The organism is uncultured Brevundimonas sp., assembly GCF_963974615.1.
GTDB lineage: Bacteria > Pseudomonadota > Alphaproteobacteria > Caulobacterales > Caulobacteraceae > Brevundimonas.
The window spans coordinates 248015-269393 of the sequence record NZ_CAXBDH010000001.1; the positions used below are offsets into that span (position 1 = coordinate 248015).

General features: G+C 65.5%; 25 protein-coding genes. 14 read left to right on the forward strand and 11 right to left on the reverse strand.

Going from position 1 to position 21379, the window contains the following annotated elements:
• Positions 1-43: 43 nt before the first annotated feature.
• Complete coding sequence (locus tag AAC050_RS01195; RefSeq protein WP_339913213.1) at positions 44-610, forward strand: hypothetical protein; 567 nt, start codon at positions 44-46, stop codon at positions 608-610.
• A 15-nt stretch (positions 611-625) separates the two neighbouring features.
• On the opposite strand, the gene AAC050_RS01200 is transcribed toward AAC050_RS01195, so the two are convergent.
• The 3 genes from AAC050_RS01200 to rnr all read right to left on the reverse strand — a co-directional run bounded on the left by AAC050_RS01200 (position 626) and on the right by rnr (position 4703).
• The gene (locus AAC050_RS01200; RefSeq protein WP_339913214.1) at positions 626-1342 is read right to left on the reverse strand and encodes an NUDIX domain-containing protein; all 717 of its coding nucleotides are present in this window, start codon (positions 1340-1342) and stop codon (positions 626-628) included.
• Positions 1323-2303 (reverse strand): DUF4424 family protein, encoded by a 981-nt coding sequence (locus AAC050_RS01205; protein ID WP_339913215.1) that lies wholly within the window; start codon positions 2301-2303, stop codon positions 1323-1325. The genes AAC050_RS01200 and AAC050_RS01205 overlap by 20 nt, the downstream gene beginning before the upstream one ends.
• A gap of 84 nt (positions 2304-2387) precedes the next feature.
• Positions 2388-4703, reverse strand: coding sequence for a ribonuclease R (rnr, locus tag AAC050_RS01210; RefSeq protein WP_339913216.1), 2316 nt, complete (start codon positions 4701-4703; stop codon positions 2388-2390).
• 107 nt (positions 4704-4810) lie between these two features.
• Here rnr and AAC050_RS01215 point away from each other — a divergent pair, with 107 nt between their 5' ends.
• Both AAC050_RS01215 and AAC050_RS01220 read left to right on the forward strand, forming a co-directional pair.
• On the forward strand, positions 4811-6214 hold the full coding sequence (locus tag AAC050_RS01215) for a cystathionine beta-synthase (protein ID WP_339913217.1): 1404 nt from the start codon (positions 4811-4813) through the stop codon (positions 6212-6214).
• A 4-nt stretch (positions 6215-6218) separates the two neighbouring features.
• Entirely contained in the window at positions 6219-7379 is a 1161-nt protein-coding gene (locus AAC050_RS01220) for a cystathionine gamma-synthase (protein ID WP_339913218.1), read from the forward strand.
• Positions 7380-7383: 4 nt separating this feature from the next.
• On the opposite strand, the gene AAC050_RS01225 is transcribed toward AAC050_RS01220, so the two are convergent.
• The 6 genes from AAC050_RS01225 to AAC050_RS01250 form a co-directional block, all read right to left on the reverse strand.
• The gene (locus tag AAC050_RS01225) at positions 7384-7692 is read right to left on the reverse strand and encodes a hypothetical protein (RefSeq protein WP_339913219.1); all 309 of its coding nucleotides are present in this window, start codon (positions 7690-7692) and stop codon (positions 7384-7386) included.
• A 91-nt stretch (positions 7693-7783) separates the two neighbouring features.
• The gene (locus tag AAC050_RS01230; RefSeq protein WP_300444097.1) at positions 7784-7996 is read right to left on the reverse strand and encodes a cold-shock protein; all 213 of its coding nucleotides are present in this window, start codon (positions 7994-7996) and stop codon (positions 7784-7786) included.
• Positions 7997-8264: 268 nt separating this feature from the next.
• Positions 8265-8477: a cold-shock protein gene (locus tag AAC050_RS01235; RefSeq protein ID WP_300444100.1), complete on the reverse strand. Its 213-nt coding sequence runs from the start codon at positions 8475-8477 to the stop codon at positions 8265-8267.
• A gap of 176 nt (positions 8478-8653) precedes the next feature.
• Entirely contained in the window at positions 8654-8899 is a 246-nt protein-coding gene (locus tag AAC050_RS01240; RefSeq protein ID WP_339913220.1) for a hypothetical protein, read from the reverse strand.
• 41 nt (positions 8900-8940) lie between these two features.
• Positions 8941-9636, reverse strand: coding sequence for a TorF family putative porin (locus AAC050_RS01245; protein ID WP_339913221.1), 696 nt, complete (start codon positions 9634-9636; stop codon positions 8941-8943).
• A 30-nt stretch (positions 9637-9666) separates the two neighbouring features.
• Positions 9667-10593: a nitronate monooxygenase family protein gene (locus AAC050_RS01250; protein WP_339913222.1), complete on the reverse strand. Its 927-nt coding sequence runs from the start codon at positions 10591-10593 to the stop codon at positions 9667-9669.
• Positions 10594-10858: 265 nt separating this feature from the next.
• Between AAC050_RS01250 and queF the strand changes: the two genes are divergently transcribed.
• The 3 genes from queF to AAC050_RS01265 are packed head-to-tail and all read left to right on the forward strand — an operon-like array spanning position 10859 to position 12922.
• On the forward strand, positions 10859-11320 hold the full coding sequence (queF, locus tag AAC050_RS01255; RefSeq protein ID WP_339913223.1) for a preQ(1) synthase: 462 nt from the start codon (positions 10859-10861) through the stop codon (positions 11318-11320).
• A 55-nt stretch (positions 11321-11375) separates the two neighbouring features.
• Positions 11376-12188 carry a DUF817 domain-containing protein gene (locus AAC050_RS01260; RefSeq protein ID WP_339913239.1) on the forward strand — a complete coding sequence of 271 codons (813 nt, stop codon included), beginning with the start codon at positions 11376-11378 and terminating at the stop codon, positions 12186-12188.
• Positions 12185-12922: a class I SAM-dependent methyltransferase gene (locus AAC050_RS01265; protein ID WP_339913224.1), complete on the forward strand. Its 738-nt coding sequence runs from the start codon at positions 12185-12187 to the stop codon at positions 12920-12922. The genes AAC050_RS01260 and AAC050_RS01265 overlap by 4 nt, the downstream gene beginning before the upstream one ends.
• Positions 12923-12985: 63 nt before the next feature.
• Here the strand turns inward: AAC050_RS01265 and AAC050_RS01270 are convergent, their stop codons facing one another.
• Together AAC050_RS01270 and AAC050_RS01275 are read right to left on the reverse strand one after the other, a co-directional pair.
• A complete protein-coding gene (locus tag AAC050_RS01270; protein ID WP_339913225.1) occupies positions 12986-13603 on the reverse strand; it encodes a nitroreductase in 618 nt (205 codons plus the stop codon).
• Between the two features lie 8 nt (positions 13604-13611).
• Positions 13612-14475, reverse strand: coding sequence for an alpha/beta hydrolase (locus tag AAC050_RS01275; protein WP_339913226.1), 864 nt, complete (start codon positions 14473-14475; stop codon positions 13612-13614).
• 98 nt (positions 14476-14573) lie between these two features.
• On the opposite strand from AAC050_RS01275, the gene AAC050_RS01280 reads away from it, so the two are divergent.
• From AAC050_RS01280 to AAC050_RS01315, 8 genes are all read left to right on the forward strand, one after another.
• Positions 14574-15224 (forward strand): NUDIX hydrolase, encoded by a 651-nt coding sequence (locus AAC050_RS01280; RefSeq protein ID WP_339913227.1) that lies wholly within the window; start codon positions 14574-14576, stop codon positions 15222-15224.
• A gap of 20 nt (positions 15225-15244) precedes the next feature.
• Complete coding sequence (gene cysE / locus AAC050_RS01285) at positions 15245-16066, forward strand: serine O-acetyltransferase (protein WP_339913228.1); 822 nt, start codon at positions 15245-15247, stop codon at positions 16064-16066.
• Positions 16067-16140: 74 nt separating this feature from the next.
• Complete coding sequence (locus tag AAC050_RS01290) at positions 16141-16353, forward strand: DUF3126 family protein (protein ID WP_339913229.1); 213 nt, start codon at positions 16141-16143, stop codon at positions 16351-16353.
• A gap of 318 nt (positions 16354-16671) precedes the next feature.
• Positions 16672-17010 (forward strand): hypothetical protein, encoded by a 339-nt coding sequence (locus tag AAC050_RS01295; protein WP_339913230.1) that lies wholly within the window; start codon positions 16672-16674, stop codon positions 17008-17010.
• A gap of 3 nt (positions 17011-17013) precedes the next feature.
• Positions 17014-17883: a 50S ribosomal protein L11 methyltransferase gene (locus tag AAC050_RS01300; protein WP_339913231.1), complete on the forward strand. Its 870-nt coding sequence runs from the start codon at positions 17014-17016 to the stop codon at positions 17881-17883.
• A gap of 55 nt (positions 17884-17938) precedes the next feature.
• On the forward strand, positions 17939-18382 hold the full coding sequence (locus AAC050_RS01305) for a hypothetical protein (RefSeq protein ID WP_339913232.1): 444 nt from the start codon (positions 17939-17941) through the stop codon (positions 18380-18382).
• A 48-nt stretch (positions 18383-18430) separates the two neighbouring features.
• Positions 18431-20236, forward strand: coding sequence for an aminopeptidase P family protein (locus AAC050_RS01310; RefSeq protein ID WP_339913233.1), 1806 nt, complete (start codon positions 18431-18433; stop codon positions 20234-20236).
• 62 nt (positions 20237-20298) lie between these two features.
• Entirely contained in the window at positions 20299-21288 is a 990-nt protein-coding gene (locus AAC050_RS01315) for an aldo/keto reductase (protein ID WP_339913234.1), read from the forward strand.
• The last annotated feature ends 91 nt before the right edge of the window (positions 21289-21379 follow it).

Genomic DNA, 21379 nt, shown 5'->3' on the forward strand with positions numbered 1-21379 from the left:
AAACAGGGTGCAGCCTTCGGCAAGGCGGGTCTAGTCTGCAGGTATGAAACACATCGCCTCCAGCCTTCTGGCCTTCGCTATCCTCGCCCTGTCGGCCTGTACCTCCATACCGGGCCCCGGTTCGCCGCAGGACGCCTTTTTCGCCCGCCTGACCGATCTTTGCGGACAGACGTTCGAGGGGCAGCTGGTGACAACCGACCCGACCGACGCGGGCATGGCCAGTCAGCGGCTGCTGATGCAGGTCAGGGATTGTTCGGCCGATGAAATCCGCATTCCCTTTCAGGTCGGCGAGGACCGGTCGCGGACCTGGGTCGTGACCCGTACGTCGGACGGACTCCGACTGAAGCACGATCATCGCGATCCCCAGGGGCGACCGGACGGGCTGCACTGGTACGGGGGCGACACGGTTAGCCCCGGCACGGTCGAGCGTCAGGAGTTTCCTGTCGACCAGTTCTCGATCGATCTGTTCAACGCCGGCAACGCCGCTGTTTCGACCACCAATGTCTGGGCCATGGAGGTCCACCCCGGCCGGGTGTTTGCCTATGAATTGCGCCGGGAGAACCGGCATTTCAGGGTCGAGTTCGATCTGAGCCGGCCATTGACTGACTAGACAGCTCGCCCGGCGTCACCGGTGCTCGACAACGTGCCGCCCGCGCACCATCCGCACAAAGGGCAGGGGCCGGTTCGGTACCTGCAGGCGTTCGGCGATCTCCCCCAGCACGAATCGGGTGATGGCCGGCAGGTCCAGGGTCCGGGCCTCGGCCATCGGTAGCCAGGCGATCTCGTCCAGCTCGCCGGAGCCGGCGGTCGGCTCTGGGTGAAGCAGGGCCTCGGCCGAGGCCAGGAAGAAGCGAGCGTCGAACCGGCGAGTCCGCCCCGGCGGGGTAATGGCCCTAGCGACATAGGTCAGGGCCGACAGGTCCGGCAGGGCCCCCGCAGCCCGATAGTCGCGCCAGCAGCCGGTGACAGGGGCCGCAGGGGCCGATCGCCCCAGAATTAGACCGGTCTCCTCAAAGGTCTCGCGCACGGCGGCCAGAGCCAGGGCCCGGGCTCGGCGGGCGTCGGTCTCACGGGTCAGCCGTCGCAGGGCCTCGGGCGTCAAACTGCCGCCATCAGCAGCAGTGAAGTCTGCCCGTTCGATACGGCCACCGGGAAAGACCCATTTGGAGGCCATGAAGACATGACCGGGCGCGCGGCGGCCCATCAGAACCTCGGCACCCTTCGTCCTCGTCCGGGTCAGGATCAGTGTGGCGGCGTCCTTCGGCCGTTGGCGACCGCCGACGCGCGGGGCGTCAGCCAGGTCCCGGGCAGCATCAAAGGGTTCAGTCGGTGTAGCGGTCACCCTCGACAATTAGCACGTTCAGGTCACGTGTCGGGGTGTAGTTGGTGTAGCGGACCTCGAATTGGGTCGGGCCGATCCGGCGCACGCCTTGGCCGCAGAAGCTCACAACGTTGTTTGTGGATCCCTTGTCGACCACCAGCCGGAAATCGCGGATCGGGCCGGACCAGTTGGCCCCCGTGACCAGGGTGTAGTCCAGCCATGTCTCCGGCATCTGGGTCTCGTCCGCCTGCTTGTCTGCGATGGCCGAACGTACCGCTTCGTCGACACAGTATTCATCGCGGTAGTGATCCGGTATTTCCTCGTTTCTCCAGTCCCGGGTCGCTGAGGTTCCCCCGGGTACCGGAATGTAGAGGTGCTGGATTTCGATCTCCGCGCCGGGCGCAAAATACTGGGTCCAGTAGTGGGTCGTCTTCAGGGTCCACAGACCGATGCTGGTTCGAACGCCATCGTTATGGATGTTGCTGTCGAGCAGGCCGTCGGCGACCAGTTTGGCGATCTGGGCTTCCGAAAGATCGGCGACGGGTCCCTCCAGGGCGTCCCAATATGGGTTCAGCGGCAAGCCGAGCCGTTGCAGTCGACGGGTGACGTCGACGCCGTTCAGCATCGCCTTCTGCTCGACCTGCGTGTCCACGGAATAGCCGTCGATCCGCGTGATGAACGGCAGCGCCCGCATGGGATCCGGAATCGGTCCGCGAATACTGCCCATCCAGTCCGGCTCGATGTCCGGCATCGGGAAGGCCACGATGGTCTCGATGCCCTCGTCGGTGTGGTTGAGGAAACGATAGGTAACCCGAACCTCGTTCATCGACAGGAACAGGTCCTCGGACAGCATGGTGATGCCGTCGGTGCGTTCGAACACCAGTCCTCCGGCCTTCAGCGAGGCCACAGTGTCATTGGCGGCCGCCGGCGGAGCCAGCAGCAGGGTTGTGATCAGGGCCACGGCGGCGGCGAGACGGTTCATCGGCATCCTCCCGGTCAGAAACCGAGGGTAGCCGAAGCGTAACCGGAACCGAAACCTGTCAATTCGTGAAGTCGCGGGGTCCGCTCAGCGTCGCTTGCCCTTGCGCACGCCCTTCAGACCGCCGGAGGGCGGCTTGGGGCCACCCGGACGCTTGCTGCCGCGCTTGGGCGGGCCGTTGCCGCCGGGCCCCCTGTCGCGTGCGCGCGTTCCGTAGCGCGGTGCCGGGGCGTTGGGATCGCGCGGGGCGGGGTCGCTGAGCATTTCGAACAGCAGGCCGCCGGTGATGGGCGTGGCTTCCTTCAGCTTGACCTCGACCTGCCGCCCCAGGGTCCAGCGCTGGCCGCTGCGCTCGCCGATCAGGGCGTGGGCGCGGTCGTCGTGGTGGAAATACTCATTGCCCAGCGACGACACAGGGCACAGGCCGTCGGCCCCGGTCTCCTCCAGTCGCACGAACAGGCCGAAGCGGGTCACGCCGGTGATGCGGCCGGGGAAGGTGGCCCCGACCCGGTCCTCGAGGAAGGCGGCGATATAGCGGTCCATCGCATCGCGCTCGGCGGCCATCGAGCGACGCTCGGTCGTGGTCACCTGTTCGGCGATGGCCGGCAGTTCCGCCACCTCGCGGTCGGTCAGCCCGTCCTTGCCCAGCCCCAGGGCGCGGATCAGGCCCCGGTGCACGATCAGGTCGGAATAGCGCCGGATCGGTGAGGTGAAATGAGCGTAGCGATCGAGGTTAAGGCCGAAATGGCCGATGTTGTCGGGGCTGTAGATGGCCTGCATCTGGCTGCGCAGCACCACCTCGTTGACGACGTCCGCGTGGGGCGTGTCGCGAGTCTCGTCCAGCAGCTTGTTCAGCCGTTTGGTGGTCGGGGCCTCGCCCTTGTTCCACGGCTTGCCGATGGTCTGCAGGAAGTCGGCCAGGTTGAAGGTCTTCTCCTGACTGGGCGTGTCGTGGATGCGGTAGATCAGCGGCGTGCGCTTCTGCTCCAGCGTCTCCGCGGCGCAGACGTTGGCCTGGATCATCATTTCCTCGATCAGGCGATGCGCCTCCAGCGACTTGCGCGGCTCGATGGCGGCGATGCCGCCGTCCGGGGCCATGATGATGCGTCGTTCCGGGCTCTGGATCGCCAGCGGGCTGCGCTTCAGCCGGCCCTTCAGCATGGTGTGATAGGCGTTCCACAGCGGATAGAGGATGGCGTCCATGATCGGGCCGGTGGCATCGCCCGGCTGGCCGTCGATCGCCTCCTGCGCCTGTTCGTAGGACAATTTGGCGTGCGACCGCATCAGGCCGCGCACGAAGCGGTGGCCCGTCTTGCGGCCATCCTTGTCGAAGATCATCCGCACGGCCAGACAGGCGCGGTTCTCGCCCTCCTTCAGGGAGCACAGGCCGTTGGACAGGGTTTCGGGCAACATCGGCTCGACCCGGTCGGGGAAATAGGTCGAATTGCCCTTGGCCCGGGCCTCGCGATCCAGCGAGGTATTGGGCCGGACATAGGCGGCGACGTCGGCGATGGCGACCCAGACGATCCAGCCATCGGGATTCTTCGCGTCTTCGTCCCTGTGGGCATAGACGGCGTCGTCATGGTCGCGGGCGTCGGCCGGGTCGATGGTGATGAAGGGGATTTCGCGCAGATCCTCGCGTCCCTTCAGAGTCGGCAGGGCCTGATCGAGGGCCTCCTGTTCGACGGCCTCGGAAAAGCCGGTCGGGACGCCGTGGGCGTGAATGGCGATCAGGGAGGCGGCCCGGGGGTCATCCTCACGGCCGACGGTCTCGAGAATTTTGCCGCGCTTGGGCCCGTAGCGCTGTGCGCCCTTCTCGATGGATGCCAGCACCAGGTCGCCGTCCCTCAGGTCGGCGGCCTGCAGCGACGGGATGACCAGCACGTCCTTCGAGCGCCGGTCGACCGGTTCAACCCGGGTCTCCTTATTGGATTTGCGGATAACGCCGAGGACGCGATTGGTGCCGGCGTCCAGCGCCTTGATCAGCCGCGCCTCCCAACCGTCCCCGGCCTTGACGAATTTGACCAGCAGTCGGTCGCCCATGCCCGGGGCGGGGGCAGACCTGGGTCCGCTGTCCGGCACCAACACGGCCCGGGGCGCATCGGCCGCCCCGTCGACGAGCTGCACATACATGTCGCCGTCCACGTCGCGTTCGACCACATCGGCGACGCCCACTGGCGGCAGGTCACCGGCGGGGGAGAAGGTCTTGCGACCTCGCTTGCCCAGCAGACCTTCGGCTTCCAGCTCGCGCATCATTTCGCGCAAACGGCGGCGATCCTCGCCCTTGAGGCCGAAATGGCGGGCGATATCGGTTTTTTCGGCCCCTCCGGCTTCTGTGAGGAAGGCGAGGAGGGTGGTTTTGTCGGGGAGGCCCGATGCGGGCCTGCGGGGTGTTTTTGTCATTGAGTTCCTATGTAGTGTGCTTCGCCCCAAAGGGCTAAATCTTGCGTGGGTTGACCTTGTCGGGTCTGACGATCAGCTTCCGCCGCGAACGCTCACGGAGTCGATGAATGTCACTGTCCGCCAAACCTGTTCTCAGCGCCCCGGTCGGATCCTTGCTGGACCTGATCGGTCTGACGCCGATGGTTGAGGTGAAGAACATCGACACCGGTCCGTGCCGGCTGTTCCTGAAGCTGGAATCCCAGAACCCGGGCGGGTCGATCAAGGATCGCATCGCCCTGTCGATGATCGACGCGGCCGAGAAGGAAGGCTTCCTCAAGCCCGGCGGCACCATCGTCGAGGCGACGGCGGGCAATACCGGCCTGGCCCTGACCCTGGTCGGTCAGGCCAAGGGCTATAAGGTGCTGCTGGTCATTCCGGACAAGATGTCCAAGGAGAAGATCCAGCATCTGCGGGCCATGGGCGCGGATGTACGCCTGACCCGCTCGGACGTGCCGCATGGCCACCCGGAATATTACACCGACATGGCCGAGCGTCTGGCGCAGCAGATTCCGGGTGGCTTCTACGTCAACCAGTTCGCCAATGACGCCAACTCCCTGGCCCATTTCACCACCACCGGCCCCGAGATCTGGGAACAGATGGGCCACGATATGGACGCCTATGTCGCCGGCATCGGCTCGGGCGGGACCATCACCGGGGTCGCCCAGTATCTGAAGAGCGTCGGCTCCAAGGCCGAGATCATCCTCGCCGACCCGACCGGCTCGGTGCTGGCGGGTATCGTCAATGAGGGCATTCCGGGGCCGGAAGGCAGTTATACGGTCGAGGGTATCGGTCAGAATTTCGTGCCTGACACCGCCCATATGGATTTGATCGACAAGGCCTATTCCATTCCGGATGCCGAGGCGATCGCCACCGTGCGCGATCTGCTGTTGAAGGAAGGCATTCTGGCCGGGTCCTCCTCGGGCACACTGGTCGCCGCCGCCCTGCGCTGGTGCCGTGAACAGACCGGACCCAAGCGCTGCGTCACCTTCGTCTGCGACACCGGGGCCAAATATCTGTCCAAGGTCTACAACGACGCTTGGCTGGCCGATCAGGGCCTGGGCGAGCGCGACATCCATGGCGACCTGTCCGATCTGATCCACCGCAAATACGCCAAGGGTGATGTGGTCATGGCCGGCCCTGACGATACGCTGGACACGGTGTTCAAGCGCATGCGTGGTGCCGACGTTTCGCAGCTGCCGGTGATCCAGGACGGTCGTCTGGTCGGCATCGTCGACGAGAGTGATCTGATCCATGTCATGAACACCGACGAGGTCACCCGCAAGGAACGCTTCAGCAAGCCGGTCGGCACGGTGATGACCCGCGATCTCGATACGGTTCAGGTCAATGAGCCGCTGGACGCCCTGATCCCCCTGTTCGACCGCGACCGGGTGGCCATCGTGCTGGACGGCGAAACCTTTGTCGGCCTGATTACCCGTACCGATCTGATCAACCATCTCAGCCTGAACCGGTAAGCCCATGGCCAATATCAAGAACCATCAGGGCTTTTCGACCCGTGCCATTCATGCCGGCCAGCGCCCCGACCCGACCACGGGCGCGGTGATGACGCCGATCTACGCCACCTCGACCTATGCCCAGGAAAGTCCGGGCGTGAACAAGGGCTATGAATACGCCCGCGGCAAGAACCCGACGCGTGAGGCCTTTGAGGCCTGTATCGCCGATCTGGAGGGCGGAATTCAGGGCTTCGGTTTCGCCTCGGGCATGGCCGCGACCTCGACGGCGCTGGAGCTGCTGGACGCCGGGTCGCACATCGTCACCGGCGATGACCTGTACGGCGGCTCATGGCGGCTGTTCGAGCGGGTGCGTCGTCGCTCGATGGGTCTGGACTTCGCCTATGTCGATCTCAGCGACATCGCCGCCGTCGAGGCCGCGATCACGCCGAAGACGAAGATGCTGTGGGTCGAGACCCCGACCAATCCGATGATGAAGATCGCCGACATCGCCGCCCTGTCAAAGGTCGCGAAGGCCCATGGTCTGCTTCTGGTGGTCGACAATACCTTCGCCACCCCCTGGTGCCAGCAGCCGCTGGCTCTCGGGGCCGATGTGGTCATGCATTCGGCGACCAAATATCTGAACGGTCACTCGGACATCATCGGTGGCGTGCTGGTGGCCGGGAACACCGAGGTCGCGGCCGAGATCAAATTCCTGCAGAATTCGGTCGGCGGGGTCATGGGCCCGTTCGACGCCTTCCTCGCCAATCGTGGCCTGAAGACGCTCGGTCTGCGCATGAAGGCTCATTGCGACAACGCCCTGACCATCGCCCGCTGGCTGGAAGAGCGGAAGGGCGTGGCCCGGGTCATCTACCCCGGCCTCATCAGCCATCCGCAGCATGAATTGGCCGGCCGCCAGATGCGCGGCTTCGGCGGCATGGTCTCGGTGGTCATCGACGGAGATCTGGCGCGCACGCGTCGGGTGCTGGAGCGGGTCGCCGTCTTCACCCTGGCCGAGTCGCTGGGCGGGGTCGAAAGCCTGGTCAACCACCCGGCCATCATGACCCACGCCTCGGTGCCCAAGGCGCTGCGTGACGCCGGCGGTGTGACGGAAAACCTGATCCGCCTGTCGGTGGGGGTCGAGGACGTTGAGGACCTGATCGCAGATCTGGATCAGGCCCTGTCCTGAAACGTCAGCTCGCGGTCGCTTCGGCGGCTGCGGCAACCTTCTTCTTGGCCGGGGCGCGTTTCTTGGGCGCGGCCTTGACGACGGGCTCGGCACCGTCGGCGACGACGACCTTCTTCTTGGCCGGGGCGCGCTTCTTGGCCGGCGGCTTGGCGGCGATGCGGGCCGCGAACTCGGCCTCGATCAGCGGCAGGATCTCGTTGGCGGAAGCGATCTGTCCCGCCGTACCACGACCCAGCAGACGTTCCGCATTGGCGCGGAGGGTCTTCAGGTCGGCGTCGGGCATCGCCGGTATCATCTCGGACAGAGGGGTCATCGGCGTACTCCATTGAAAAACAGCTTCAGGGCCGGCGCAAACAGCACCGGCCCGTCAGCCCAGATAGCGGCCGAAGCCGCCGAAACCGGATTTACTCGGCAGCCTTCAGCTGGGTGGCCGATTCCTTGCCGGTCTTGCGATCGCGCTCGACTTCGAAGGAAATCTTCTGGCCTTCATCAAGGCTGTTCAGCTCGGAAACCTCGACAGCGGTGACGTGGACGAAAACGTCCTTGCCGCCGTCATCGGGCTGGATGAAGCCGTAGCCTTTAGTGGAATTGTACCATTTTACAGTGCCGGTAGCCATTTTCAGGACCTCCATTAGCGTTGGCCGCAGGAAAAAGCTCCTGTGCGGCCTGTCGGGTCTGAATGGGATCGGCTTTTTGACCTCGGTGCGCGATGCAAAGGGCAGCAGCGTTACGCAGAGAGATCGACGATCTTCATGTGGGCGTAGTCCGCATCAATAGCAAGGACGACGCGAATTCTGTTGGACGGCGCTTCCTGAACTGGAAGGCATCGTCCGGATGCAAAAACGGCGGCTGCGTCAGGGACGTAGCCGCCGTTCAGTGCGTTATCTAGCCGACAGTCTTGAGTTGACCGGCCGATTCCTTGCCCGTGCGACGGTCGCTTTCGATCTCGTAGGAGATCTGCTGACCTTCGTTCAGGCCGTTCAGACCAGCGGCCTCGACGGCCGAGATGTGGACGAACACGTCCTTGCCACCGTCATCGGGTTGGACAAAGCCATAGCCCTTGGTGGAGTTGAACCATTTTACAGTGCCGGTAGCCATTTTCAGGACCTCCGTTAGAATTGGCCGCAGGAAATAGCTCCTGATCGGCCTGTCGGGTCTGAATGGATCGGCTTTAGACCTCGGTGCGGATGCAAAGGGGTGCAAGAGCGTGACGCAGTGAGATCGACGTTTAGCCTTGTGACGTGCCTTTCGGACGAAAGCAAGGCTTCTGGATTTCAGTCCAGATCGTCGTCGTCGTCGTCATCGGACCCAGCAACGGCGGTGATTTCTTCTTCCGAGGCCACGTAATTCTGCTGGCACAGCTTGCGCAGGGCCCCGGTCAGGGAAGAACCGTACAGGTTTTCCTGAACCCGCTCATGGCCTTCGGACTGCAGCTTCTGCTTGATGTCACCGACGGTGCGGCAGTCTCCACCTTCAGCGAGCTGATAGGCGCGTTCGATGGTCGTCGGGCGAAAGTTCATTTTCGCAAGATGGACGCTGGTGCCCGAATTGGCCAGAGCGATCAGAAGGAGAAGGTCATTTCTCCGACCACCGCCGACGCATACTGTTCGCCCGGCAGGTTGGCGTCCGTATCATAGTAGCGGAGATCGAAGTCGACATTGTGGGTCACGGCATAGGTCATCCCGGCGTTCCAGCCGGTGTAGTCGACACTGTTGTCCTGCTCGCGGCGGCCAATGGCGGCCGTGCCCGACAATTTGTCGGTGAAGTCCCAGCCGAGGCGACCCTCGATCCAGGTCCAGGCCAGCGACGACCCCGTGTTGTCCGGTGAATACTGGATCAGCAGCCGGGCCTTGGCCGGCCCGATCGAGCGGGAAACCTTGCCGGTGAACTCCCAGGAATCGGCGTCATAGCCGGCAGCCGCATCGACCTGCCATTTGTATTTGGCGTTCAGGTCCACGTCGAAGCCGGCGATCTCGGGGCGGATGCCGGCGTTGACGGCGGCTTCCAGGTTCGAACCGCTCGAGCTGCGGATCGTCTCGAAGGACGGGCCGGCATAGACGAAGCCATCAGCGCTTTCCCATTGGGCCAGGCCGAAGACATAGGCGTCACCGTCCGATTTGGAGGCGTCCTTGGACCGGTTGTCGGTCCCGGCCCCGATGACGAATGCCCATGATCCCATGGCCCCCGTGTCCTGGGCATGGGCCGCCGCAGGCAGGACAAGGGTGACGGCGGTCGCGATCAGCAGGGGGCGAATCATTTCCGGACCTCGTTGTGAAGGAGGAGGCCTCTAGCCGTATTTCCCGAGAAATTCATCACGCGCGGTCGACATTTCTTCGCGCATCCGGCGCACCAGATCCGCCACCGGCAGGACGTCATGCACCGAGGCCGAGCCCTGACCCGCCGACCACACCGTCTTCCAGGCCTTGGCCTCGTCGGCCATGTCGAGCTTGTGCTCGGGCAGGGATTTCGGATCGATGCCGTTGGCGACCAGCGACGGGGTCAGGAAATTGGCCGGGATGCCGGACACGGCCGGGGTGTAGGTGATGTCCGTGGCCCCGGCGTCGACGATCATCTGTTTGTATTCGCCCTGGGCCATCGACTCCGTGGTCGAGATGAAGCGGGTGCCCATATAGGCGAAATCCGCCCCCATCATCAGGGCGGCGGCGACGTCCGACCCGGTCGACAGGCAGCCGGACAGGATGATGGTGCCGTCGAAGAAGGACCGGACCTCATTGACCAGGGCGAAGGGATTGACCACCCCGGCATGGCCACCGGCCCCGTTGGCCACCAGGATCAGGCCATCGACGCCCGCCTGGGCCGCCTTGCGGGCGTGACGGACATTGGCGATGTCATGGAAGACCACGCCGCCGTAGCCGTGCACCGCATCGACCACGTCGCGCACCGCGCCCAGCGAGGTGATGATCAGCGGCACCTTCTCCTCGACCGAGACCATCATGTCGGTCATCAGACGCGGATTGGTCGGGTGGACGATGTGATTGACCCCGAAGGCGGCGGCGTCGGGCGTCAGGCGACCCTTGATCTCCTGCACCCAGTCCCGATAGCCGTCGGTGCTGCGCTGGTTGAGTGACGGAAAGGTGCCGATGACCCCGGCGTTGCACGCCTCGACCACCAGATCGGGCCCCGACACCAGAAACATCGGCGCGGCGATGACCGGCAGCTTCAGACCTTTTTGCAGCGACGCCGGAATGGTCATGGTGTTTCCCCGTTTTGATTGACCACGGATAGCGGGCTGTCGTGGGGGAAGGCAAATCCGGCGGCGGTCGAGGGTCGAAAAAACCGAGTCCAAAGAGTCCACGGATTTCAAAGCCGGGATCGGGCATGGACTCGAAAAAACAGAGTCCAAAGAGTCCAATCCGGCATGGGCGAGCGGCTGGCCGGGTCGTCGTTACACCCTTGCACGGCGCTACGTCAGATACGGTCGTGGTGACGGGCGTGGGTGTTGGCGCTACAGCGAACTCATGACCACAGACACCTCAGGCCTCTCCCAGCTCGGCCAGCACACCGAACAGCCCGTCAGCCCGGAAACGGCCCGGCTGGAGCGCGTGCCCAATCCCCATGCCGGCACCCTGTATCTGGCCCGCTTCACCGTGCCGGAGTTCACCAGCCTGTGCCCGGTCACCGGCCAGCCGGACTTCGCCCATATCGTCATCGACTATGCGCCGGGAGACTGGCTGGTCGAGTCCAAGAGCCTGAAGCTTTATCTGACCGCCTTCCGCAATCACGGGGCCTTCCACGAGGACTGCACCGTGGCCATCGGCAAGCGGATCGCCGATCTGCTGGACCCGAAATGGTTGCGTATCGGCGGCTACTGGTACCCGCGCGGCGGCATCCCGATCGACGTCTTCTGGCAGACCGGCGTCGCGCCGGAGGGGCTGTGGCTGCCGGACCAGGGCGTGCCGACGTATCGCGGGCGGGGCTGACCATCTGGTGACCGAGCCTCGCCGCCTTCCACTCGAACACTGGGGCCGCCATTGGCTGGGTCGCCTGCAGGACTGGGCGGACCAGGCGGCGTGGTCCCGTCGCGCCTTCGAATTCCTGATGTTCGGGATCAAACAGGGCTGGGCCTGTCTGTTCGGCGGGGCGATGCTGGCCCTGCTGGTCGGCACCCATCTGTGGTGGCCGCAGACCGCGCCGGTGGCGCGCTACGACTTTCTCGTGGTCGCCGCCGTGGCCATTCAGGCGGCGATGCTGTGGCTGAAGCTGGAGAGCTGGGAGGAGGCGCGGGTCATCCTCGTCTTCCACATCGTCGGCACGATCATGGAGCTGTTCAAGACCACCCAGGGCTCATGGATCTATCCCGAGGACAGCCTGTTGCGCATCGGCATGGTGCCGCTATTCTCGGGCTTCATGTATGCGGCGGTCGGCAGTTATATCGCCCGCATCTGGCGCATCTTCGATATCCGCTTCACCCACTATCCGCCGCTGTGGACCACGTGGAGTCTGGCGGCGGCCATCTATGTCAATTTCTTCGCCCATCACTGGCTGCCCGACATCCGGCTAGGCCTGTTTGCAATGACGGCGCTACTGTTCGGTCGCGGCTGGTTCTATTTCACCCCCGATCGCACCCGGCGGTCGATGCCGTTTCTGCTCGGTTTCTTTCTGGTCGCCCTCTTCATCTGGTTCGCCGAGAACCTGGGTACCTATGCCCGGGCCTGGGTCTATCCGGGGCAGGATGACGGCTGGACCCCGGTGTCCCTGGCCAAGCTGGGTAGCTGGTTCCTGCTGATGATGATCAGCGTGGTGCTGGTGTCGCTGGTGCACAGACCACAGGCGGAGGAGTCACGATGAGCGACGGCTGGGAGGAATCGGCGGCGGCCTGGATCGCCGACATGGGCGACGCCGGTGACTTTGGCCGTCGGTTTGTGATGGACGCGCCGATGATGGCGCGGGTTCGCCTGCGTCCCTGGCGTCGGGCGCTCGACGTCGGCTGCGGCGAGGGACGCTTCTGTCGCATGATGAAAACCGAGGGCGTCGAGGCGGTCGGGATCGACCCGGCGCGGAGCCTGATCGACCAGGCGCGGGCGCTCGACCCCCAGGGCGATTACCGCGTCGAGGCGGCGGAAGCCTTGAGCTTCGGAGACGGCGCGTTCGACCTGATCGTCAGCTATCTGTCGCTGATCGACATTCCGGATGCGCGCGCGGCGATCAGCGAGATGGCGCGGGTGCTGGCTCCGGGCGGGACATTGCTGATCGCCAATCTGAACGGGTTCAACACGGCGGGCGACGCGCTCGACCTGGGCTGGACGACGCTGGCGGACGGACGCCGCGCGCATGCGATGGACCACTATCTGGAGGAACGGTCGGCCTGGATATCCTGGCGTGGGATCCGCATCCGGAACTGGCACCGACCGCTGTCGACCTACATGGGGCTGCTGCTGGAACAGGGGCTGGTGCTCACCCATTTCGCCGAGCCGGCCGCGCGTGGCGGCGACCCCGCCAGAACCGCGCACTACAACCGGGCACCGTGGTTCCTGATGATGGAGTGGCGAAAACCCGACAGCGGCAACCAGCCCGGTTCGTGACGTTCGGTGTCGCCGGGCGGCGGGTTTATGCCTGTCCCTTGTTCGGAACAGCAGTGAATGCGGCTAGGGCAGACGCGTGATTTTAGTGGCCATGTCAGGACGCGGGCGTTCCAGCGGGGGCTCGGTCAGGCTGCCGATATGGATGAAGCCGGCGATACGCTCACCCGCACCGACGCCGAACAGGACGACGGCCTCGGGGTCATAGCTGTACCAGTCGGTGATCCAGCTGGTGGCGAAGCCCAGGGCATTGGCCGTGTGCTCCAGATTCATGCACACGGCCCCGGCCGACAATTCCTGTTCCCAGACCGGGACCTTGTGGTCCTGAACCGGCGTGGAAATCACCAGAATCGTCAGCGGCGGACTGGTCAGTTTGGCGAGGGTGGCACGCGCCGGGTCGGGCTGGGGCTGGCGCGCGGCCAGAAGCTCCAGCCGGGTCGCCAGCCCGGCGCGGCTCTGCGGGCCCAGCACCACGAAGCGCCACGGAAACAGCTTGCCGTGATCGGGGGTGCGAGCGCCCAGCGTCAACAGGGTCTCGATCTCGTCCGGGGTCGGGCCGGGAACCGTCAGCTGTTGCGCCGCGGCCGAGCGGCGGACGGCCAGACGTTCCAGCTGGGTGTCCGATCGTGTCGGGACGGGCAGGGGATCGCCGAGTGCGGTCGCGGGCAGGGTCAAACGGGTCATGGGGTCGGTCAGGCGTCCTTGAGCCAGGCGAGAATGCGCCGGCTGATCTCGTCCGGACGCTCGCGATGCAGGAAATGGCCACAGTCGGGCACGACGTCAAATCGATAGGGGCCGGTGAAATGGGACGCCTGGTCGGCCATCGGCCCGGCCCGCACATCATCGGCTCCGCACAGGGCCAGGGTCGGCACCGTAATGGGGTCCTCGAGTCGGCTGCGCAGTGCGTTCAGGGCCGGGTCCTGCAGGGCCGGATTCAACGCTGCCCGGTAGTAGTTGATGGTCGCCGCGACGGCCCCGGGCTGTGACAGGGTCTGTTTGACCCGGGCAATATGATCCCGATCGGCATGTCCGGGCGACCACTGCGCCCACAAATAGTCGATGAAGGCATAGTCGTCGGCCGGCACCGCCTGTTCCGGGAGGCCCGGCAGCTGGAAGAACCACCAGTGAAAGGCGCGGTGAATCTGGACCGGAGAGGCCATGCTTCGAGCGGTGACCGTCGGGTGGGGGATGGCCATCAGGACCGCCCGCCGCACCAGCTCTGGAAATGCCGCCATCGCCCCGTAGGACAGGGCCGCGCCCCAGTCCTGGGCGACCAGATCGCAAGGCTGACCGGCGTTCAGCGCCTCGATCAGCCCCTTGAGGTCGAGGGCCAGGGTGGCGCGATCATAATAGCCATCCATCGGGACCTCGGTTGGCGGATACCCTCTGAGAAACGGCGCGACCACCCGGTAGCCGGCCGCGGCGAGGGCCGGCATCTGCCGGTCCCAGGTCCAGGCGTTGTCGGGATAACCGTGCAACAGCAGCACCAGCGGACCTTCGCCGGCCTCCAGATAGGCAAAGTCGAGTCCGTTGGCCCGGATCTGTCCCTGTTTCATCACAACCTTCTCCGTCGGATCTGTATCGCCGCCCCGGACGGGCTTCACAACGGCAGATCGGGTTTGCCGAAGCCGGTTGTGGCTCCATAGTCCTGATCATGACCGACTCCCGTCTGCCGTTTGATCAGGATCGCCCCCTGCCGGGCTGGGATGACGGTCGTGATCGCCCGCCGCCGTGGCGCGACGCCGGGGCGACCACGATCTTCGACAATCCGTGGCTGCGGCTGACGCGCCATGATGCCACCGCGCCGACCGGGATGAAGGCCGACTATGTCGTCATGCGGCCGCACAACCTGTCGGTCGGGGTTCTGCCCCTGCACGATGACGGTACGGTGACCCTGGTCGGCCAGCAGCGCTTCGCCCTGATGAACTATTCCTGGGAGATGCCTGAAGGTGGCGCACCCTATGCCGAGGACCCGCTGTCCGGGGTGCAGCGTGAACTGGCCGAGGAGGCCGGACTGGCCGCCGGCCACTGGCGCGAGGTCCTGCGGCTGGAGATGAGCAATTCTGTCACCGACGAGCGCGCCATTGCCTGGATCGCCTGGGATCTGACGCCGGTGCCGGTCGATCCGGACCCCACCGAAATCATCCGCTCGGTGCGCGTGCCCTTCACCGAATTGCTGGTCGAGATCGGGCGGGGATCGATCCGCGACGCCTTCACGGTGGCGACAGTCCTGCGCGCCTACCATATGGCCCGTGAAGGCGATCTGCCGGACCGGCTGGCGCAGATCATGCTCGGGCGGTTATGATCGCGTCGCAAGGAAGTCTGATGCCCGCACTCGAAGTCGTCGCCAAACAGCCCGAGATCTGGACCCAGCTGCGCGCGGCGGCCGAGGCGGCGGCGCGCGATGAGCCCCAGCTCAGCTCCCAGCTCAATGCCGTGATCCTGTCCCACACCGATCTGGCCGGGGCGCTCAGTTACCAGATCGCGCGCAAATTGGGTGACGAGGAATTGCGGGCCATGACCGTGCGCGAGGTCTGCCTCGCTGCCTATGCCGCCGATCCTGCCATGGTCGCCGCCGCCGAGGCCGACCTCCAGGCCGTGGCCGAGCGCGACCCGGCCATTCATTCGCTGTTGCAGCCGTTTCTCTACTTCAAGGGATTTCAGGCCTTGCAGGCCTGGCGTGTGGCGCACTGGCTGTGGACCGAGGGACGCGAGACCCTGGCCTTCCATTTCCAGAGCCGGATCTCGGAACTGTTCCAGGTCGATATCCATCCGGCGGCGCAGCTGGGGTCCGGACTGTTTCTCGATCACGGTACCGGAATTGTGATCGGCGAGACGGCGGTGGTCGGCGACGAGGTGTCGATGCTGCACGCGGTCACGCTCGGCGGCACCGGGGCCGAGCGCGGTGATCGTCATCCCAAGATCGGCAAGGGCGTGCTGCTCGGAGCCGGGGCCAAGGTGCTGGGCAATATCACCGTCGGCGATTTCGCCAAGGTGGCGTCGGGGTCCGTGGTGCTGAAGCCGGTCCCGGCCGGATGCACGGTGGCCGGTGTGCCCGCCCGGCTGGTCAACTGCCCGACGGACGCGACACCGGCGCGGTCGATGGACCATACGCTGGCCGACATCGTCTATGACTTCGTGATCTGAGCCTTTCCCTGTCGGGCCCCAGTCTCTAGGGTCTGCTGCATCTGCAAAATTCGAACAGACTGCCGAGGCCCGCCGTGAACGCATCCGACATCCAGCGCATCGAGTCCCACCTGAAGCGCACCTTCAACACCGGTGGCATCAAGCTGAAGGCCCGGCCCAAGCCGAACGATTCCGCCGAGGTCTATGTCGGTGACGAGTTCATCGGCATCGTCTTCGAGGACGAGGACGGCGACGGTTCCTTCATGTTTGAAATGGCCATCCTGGCCGAAGACCTGCCCGAGGACTGAACCCGACGTTCGCCGCGACGTCGGTGTAGGCACAAATGAAAAACGCCGGAGGGGACAGCCCCTCCGGCGTTTTTGTTTCAGGCCGATTGTGATCAGTTCTTGCCGAAGATCACATCCAGCAGACCGCTCAGGAAGCCTTTCTTCTGCGGCTTCGCAGCGGCCGGCCGCGGGGCGACCGCGGGGGCCGGTGTCGGTGCCGGACGCGCCGCCACGGGCCGTGCGACTACAGGCCTGGCGACAGCGGGACGGGCTGCCGGTCGGGCTGCGGGCCTGGCCGCAGGCTTCTTCGCTGCGGGCTTCTTCGCTGCGGGCTTCGGCTTGGCTGCCGCTTTCGGTTTGGCTGTCGTCGCCCGTGCGGGCTTGGCCGCGGGTTTGGCGACAGCCTTTGCCGCCGGCTTGGCCTTGGCCTTAACTGCGGGCTTGGCTTTGGCCTTGGCTTTCGCCGGCGCAGCGGCCTTGGCCGCAGGCTTCGCAGCCGCGGCAGATGATTTCGGTGTAGCGCTCGACTTTGCTGCCGCTTTCGGCTTGGAAGCTGCTGCGGACGCTTTAGGCGACTTAGACGGTGACTTGACCATGAACTCCCCGACCCCTCGGTTTGAGCCGACGCGCGAATGCGTGAAGGCGTGTTTCTCGATTCGTCATGATAACGGCGTTTGAGAAATGTCCGAGTCCGCAGTGCAAATTATTGGGCATGGTTTTCGCGAGGCGGCTGAAGTCGCCGCGCAGGCCATCGACTCAGATCCGATACTGGAAGGCGTAACCTATTCGATTCTCGAGGAGGATGAGGATCGGGGCGTCTGGCGTATCGATGCCTTCCCGACCACTGATGAAGAGGTCGAGAGATTGAAATCGTGTCTCGCAAAACACTCCGGACTGAAAGTTGTGGTCCAGACCCTGGCCGATGCGGACTGGCTGGCCATGTCGCTGTCCGGTTTGCCACCGGTCGAGGCGGGTCGCTTTTTCGTCTACGGCGCGCACGATCAGGGGCGGGTGCCGCCCAATCGCATCAATCTTAAAATCGATGCCGGAGCCGCCTTCGGCACCGGACATCACGGTACCACGGTCGGCTGTCTCGAGGCCTTTGACGATCTGTTGAAACGCGAGAAATTCGAGCGGGTGCTCGACGTCGGCTGCGGCACCGGGGTGCTGGCTATCGCCGCCGCCCGCACCGGCAGCCGCATCGCCGTCGGCACTGACATCGATGGCCCCTCGGTGCGCATCGCCAATGAGAATGCCCAGCTCAACGGGGCGCATGCCCGCTTCGTCCACGCCTCCGGTCTCAACGATCGGCGGGTGCGTGAACACGGCCCCTATGATCTGGTGTTCGCCAACATTCTGGCCCCGCCGCTGGTGGCTCTGTCGCAGGACATCAAGGAAGCGCTGAAGCTGGATGGTGTCGCCATCCTCTCGGGTCTGTTGCGGACCCAGGAACGCCGCGTCACCGCCGCCTATCTGTCGCGCGGTTTTGTCGTCGAAAAGCGTATTCACCACGACGCCTGGAGCGCCCTGGTCTTGCGTCGAACGGGTTGAAAACGGAACCGGTGTGACGCCCGGCGGTTATGGCAGTCCAGCCAAGGAATTGCTCATGACCCAGATTGATCCCGACACCGAGTCCACGCCCGTCCCACCGCCCGGACCGGTCTATAGCGAAACAGTCGAGACCGTGGTGGTTCGCGACTCCAACACCGGCTGGTGGATCGCCGGCGTGCTTGGTGGTCTGGTTCTTATCGCCGCCATGTGGATCCTGTTCGCCGGGCGCGAGCCCGATGATGCCAACGCCCGGATGCTGGAAGCCCAGGCCGCTTCCGACGCGGCTCTGGTCCAGGGTCAGATGACGGCAGCCCAGGCCAGTGTCGACATCGCCCGCGCCGACGCGGCCCGCGCCCAGGCCGAGGCGATCCGCTCGTCCAGCGACGCCCGCGCCGCCGAAGCCCGGTCGACGACCCCGCCGGCGACCGTGGTTATCACCTCCCCGCCGCCCTCGACCGGGGGTCAGGCCGTAGTCACGCCGACCGCCCCGCAAAACTGATCCGGCCCCTCCCTCCCCAAGACGGGGGGGGAGGTGCTATGGGGCGTCATGCGCCAGACATTCGACGAAACCACCGATCCGTCCTTCGGGGCCAAACACCTGCCGCTCGTGCGAGCGAAGATGGCCGAACAGGGCCTCGACGGCCTGCTGGTCCCGCACGAGGACGAGCATCAGAACGAGTATCTGCCGCCCGCCAATGACCGGTTGGCCTGGGTCAGCGGATTCACCGGTTCGGCCGGGGCCGGGGTGATCATGAAGGACAGCGCCGCGGTCTTCGCCGACGGCCGCTATACGGTTCAGGTCAAGGCGCAGGTCGATGCCGGCCAGTTCGAGATTCTGTCACTGGAGGATGGCGTCGCCGCATATTTGGCGCGGGCGCCGAAGGGCGCGACAATCGGCTATGATCCGCGGCTGCACAGCCCCGATGCCCTGGCCGGTCTGAAGCGGGCGGCCGAGAAGGCCGGCGCGACCCTGAAACCCGTCGAACCCAATCCGATCGACGTGGCCTGGGCCGATCGTCCGGCCCAGCCGCAGGCCCCGGTGGTCCCGCACGAGGATGTCTATTCCGGTGAGAGCAGCGCCTCGAAGCGGGCCCGCATCGGCGCGGCCCTGACAGAGGCGGGTGCCCAGGCCACCGTCCTGACCGCCCCGACCTCGATCGCCTGGCTGTTCAATGTGCGCGGCGGCGATGTCATTCGCTCGCCCCTGCCGCTGGGTCAGGCCATCGTTCAGGCCGATGGCAGCGCCCGCCTTTTCCTTGATCCGCGCAAGGTCACCAACGAACTGCCGGGCTGGCTGGGAGACCAGGTTTCGGTCGAGGGCGAGGAGGCCCTGCCCGCTGCCCTCGATGCCCTGTCGGGTCGCAAGGTGATGATCGATCCGGCCCAGTCCTCGGCCTGGTATTTCGACCGGCTGAAGGCCGCGGGCGCGACCGTTGTACGGGGCATGGATCCCTGTGCCGTGCCGCGCGCGACCAAGAACCCGGTCGAGGTCGAGGGCGCGCGTCAGGCCCATATCCGCGACGGCGCGGCCCTGACCCGTTTCCTGCACTGGGTCGATACGGTGGCGCAGCGCGACCTGCCCAGCGAGCGCGAGATCGTCGAGGCGCTGGAAGGTTTCCGCGAGGCCACGGGCCAGCTGAAGGACCTGTCGTTCGACACCATCGCCGGGGCCGGTCCGAACGGGGCCCTGCCGCACTACAAGCCGGTGACCCGCACCATCCGCAAGATCGAGAAGGGCTCGCTGCTTCTGGTCGACGGCGGCGGCCAGTATCTGGACGGCACCACCGACGTGACCCGGACCATGGCCATCGGCGACCCGACGCAGGAACAACGCGATCGCTACACCCGGGTACTGAAGGGCCATATCGCCCTGGCCGTCGTGCGTTTCCCCGCCGGGACCACCGGCCATCAACTGGACGCCCTGGCGCGCCTGCCGATGTGGATGGCGGGCCTCGATTACGACCACGGCACCGGCCACGGCGTCGGCAGCTATCTGGGCGTTCATGAAGGCCCGCAGCGCATCTCCAAGGCTCCGAACAGTCAGCCGCTGCTGACCGGCATGATCCTGTCCAACGAGCCCGGCTACTACAAGGAAGGCCACTGGGGCATCCGCATCGAAACCCTGCAGGTGGTCACCCCGCCCGAACCCATTCCTGGCGGCGAGCGGCCGATGCACGGCTTCCGCCAGCTGACCCTGGCTCCGCTGGACCGCAAGCTGATCGATGTCAGCCTGCTGACCCCGGATGAGCGCGCCTATGTCGACGCCTATCACGCCGAGATCATGGGTACCGTCGGCCCCTTGCTGGACGGCGAGGCCCTGGACTGGCTGAAAGTGCAGGCGGCCCCGCTCTAGGGCACTTGCGCCGACGTGAGCCGGCTACGATCTGTGGACTCAGGCCCCACAGGAGTTCGCTCATGAAAACCCGCACCCTCGGTCCCAGTGGCCCCGAAGTTTCCGCTATCGGTCTCGGTTGCATGGGCATGGCCGCCTTCTACGGCCGCGGCTCGGACGAGGCCCAGGCGACAGCGGTGATTCATCGCGCGCTCGATCTCGGTGTCACCCTGTTCGACACGGCCGAGATGTACGGCCCCCACATCAATGAACTCCAGCTCGGCAAGGCGCTGGAGGGCCGACGCGACCGCGCTTTCGTGGCGACCAAATTCGGCATCGGCTATAACGCCGAACGCACCGCGCTGGCGGTCGACGGCAGCCCCGCCAATGTGCGCCGCGCCATCGAGGGCAGCCTGATGCGGCTGAACATGGATCACGTCGATCTCTACTATCTGCACCGGGTCGATCCCGACACGCCGATCGAGGAGACCGTCGGGGCGATGGGCGAGCTGGTCACCGAGGGCAAGGTCCGCTTCCTCGGCCTGTCCGAGGCGGCCCCCGCGACGCTGCGCAAGGCCCACGCCGCTCATCCGATCACCGCCCTGCAGACCGAATATTCACTTTGGAGCCGCGAGCCTGAGGACGAGATTCTGGCCACCTGCGCCGAGCTGGGAATCGGCTTCGTGCCCTACAGCCCGCTGGGTCGGGGCTTTCTCAGTGGCGCGATCCGCTCGATCGACGATCTGGAAGAGGGCGATTTCCGCCGCACCAATCCGCGTTTCATGGGCGAGAATTTCCAGAAGAACCTCGATCTGGTCGAGGCGGTAAAAACCCTTGCCGAAGCGCGCGGGGCCACCGCGGCCCAGCTGGCCCTGGCCTGGGTGCTGTCGCGTGGCGAGCATCTGGTGCCGATCCCCGGCACCCGCCGTATCGCCACCCTGGAAGAAAACGTCGCCGCTGCCGACATGGTGCTGACGGCGGAGGAACTGGCCGCGATCGAAACTATCTTCCCGCGCGACGCCGCCGTTGGCGAACGCTATGCCGCGGCCGGTCGCGCGGCGCTCAATCGATGATCTGTCTCCTCCCTGTTCGCGACGCGAATGGGGAGGTGGCGCGGCGCGGCTTCGCGTCGTGACGGAGGGGCGGGGGGTCCCGCCCCCCCCC

Bases quoted from the DNA above. Each gene is read 5' to 3' on its own strand.
- AAC050_RS01220 (WP_339913218.1), top strand. From the start codon at position 6,219: ATGGCCAATATCAAGAACCATCAGGGCTTTTCGACCCGTGCCATTCAT.
- cysE (WP_339913228.1), top strand. From the start codon at position 15,245: ATGCCCGCACTCGAAGTCGTCGCCAAACAGCCCGAGATCTGGACCCAG.
- AAC050_RS01225 (WP_339913219.1), bottom strand. From the start codon at position 7,692: ATGACCCCTCTGTCCGAGATGATACCGGCGATGCCCGACGCCGACCTG.
- AAC050_RS01280 (WP_339913227.1), top strand. From the start codon at position 14,574: ATGACCGACTCCCGTCTGCCGTTTGATCAGGATCGCCCCCTGCCGGGC.
- AAC050_RS01195 (WP_339913213.1), top strand. From the start codon at position 44: ATGAAACACATCGCCTCCAGCCTTCTGGCCTTCGCTATCCTCGCCCTG.
- AAC050_RS01315 (WP_339913234.1), top strand. From the start codon at position 20,299: ATGAAAACCCGCACCCTCGGTCCCAGTGGCCCCGAAGTTTCCGCTATC.
- AAC050_RS01245 (WP_339913221.1), bottom strand. From the start codon at position 9,636: ATGATTCGCCCCCTGCTGATCGCGACCGCCGTCACCCTTGTCCTGCCT.
- AAC050_RS01265 (WP_339913224.1), top strand. From the start codon at position 12,185: ATGAGCGACGGCTGGGAGGAATCGGCGGCGGCCTGGATCGCCGACATG.
- AAC050_RS01240 (WP_339913220.1), bottom strand. From the start codon at position 8,899: ATGAACTTTCGCCCGACGACCATCGAACGCGCCTATCAGCTCGCTGAA.
- rnr (WP_339913216.1), bottom strand. From the start codon at position 4,703: ATGACAAAAACACCCCGCAGGCCCGCATCGGGCCTCCCCGACAAAACC.
- AAC050_RS01215 (WP_339913217.1), top strand. From the start codon at position 4,811: ATGTCACTGTCCGCCAAACCTGTTCTCAGCGCCCCGGTCGGATCCTTG.
- AAC050_RS01235 (WP_300444100.1), bottom strand. From the start codon at position 8,477: ATGGCTACCGGCACTGTAAAATGGTTCAACTCCACCAAGGGCTATGGC.
- AAC050_RS01305 (WP_339913232.1), top strand. From the start codon at position 17,939: ATGACCCAGATTGATCCCGACACCGAGTCCACGCCCGTCCCACCGCCC.
- AAC050_RS01205 (WP_339913215.1), bottom strand. From the start codon at position 2,303: ATGAACCGTCTCGCCGCCGCCGTGGCCCTGATCACAACCCTGCTGCTG.
- AAC050_RS01230 (WP_300444097.1), bottom strand. From the start codon at position 7,996: ATGGCTACCGGCACTGTAAAATGGTACAATTCCACTAAAGGCTACGGC.
- queF (WP_339913223.1), top strand. From the start codon at position 10,859: ATGACCACAGACACCTCAGGCCTCTCCCAGCTCGGCCAGCACACCGAA.
- AAC050_RS01300 (WP_339913231.1), top strand. From the start codon at position 17,014: ATGTCCGAGTCCGCAGTGCAAATTATTGGGCATGGTTTTCGCGAGGCG.
- AAC050_RS01270 (WP_339913225.1), bottom strand. From the start codon at position 13,603: ATGACCCGTTTGACCCTGCCCGCGACCGCACTCGGCGATCCCCTGCCC.
- AAC050_RS01250 (WP_339913222.1), bottom strand. From the start codon at position 10,593: ATGACCATTCCGGCGTCGCTGCAAAAAGGTCTGAAGCTGCCGGTCATC.
- AAC050_RS01310 (WP_339913233.1), top strand. From the start codon at position 18,431: ATGCGCCAGACATTCGACGAAACCACCGATCCGTCCTTCGGGGCCAAA.
- AAC050_RS01275 (WP_339913226.1), bottom strand. From the start codon at position 14,475: ATGAAACAGGGACAGATCCGGGCCAACGGACTCGACTTTGCCTATCTG.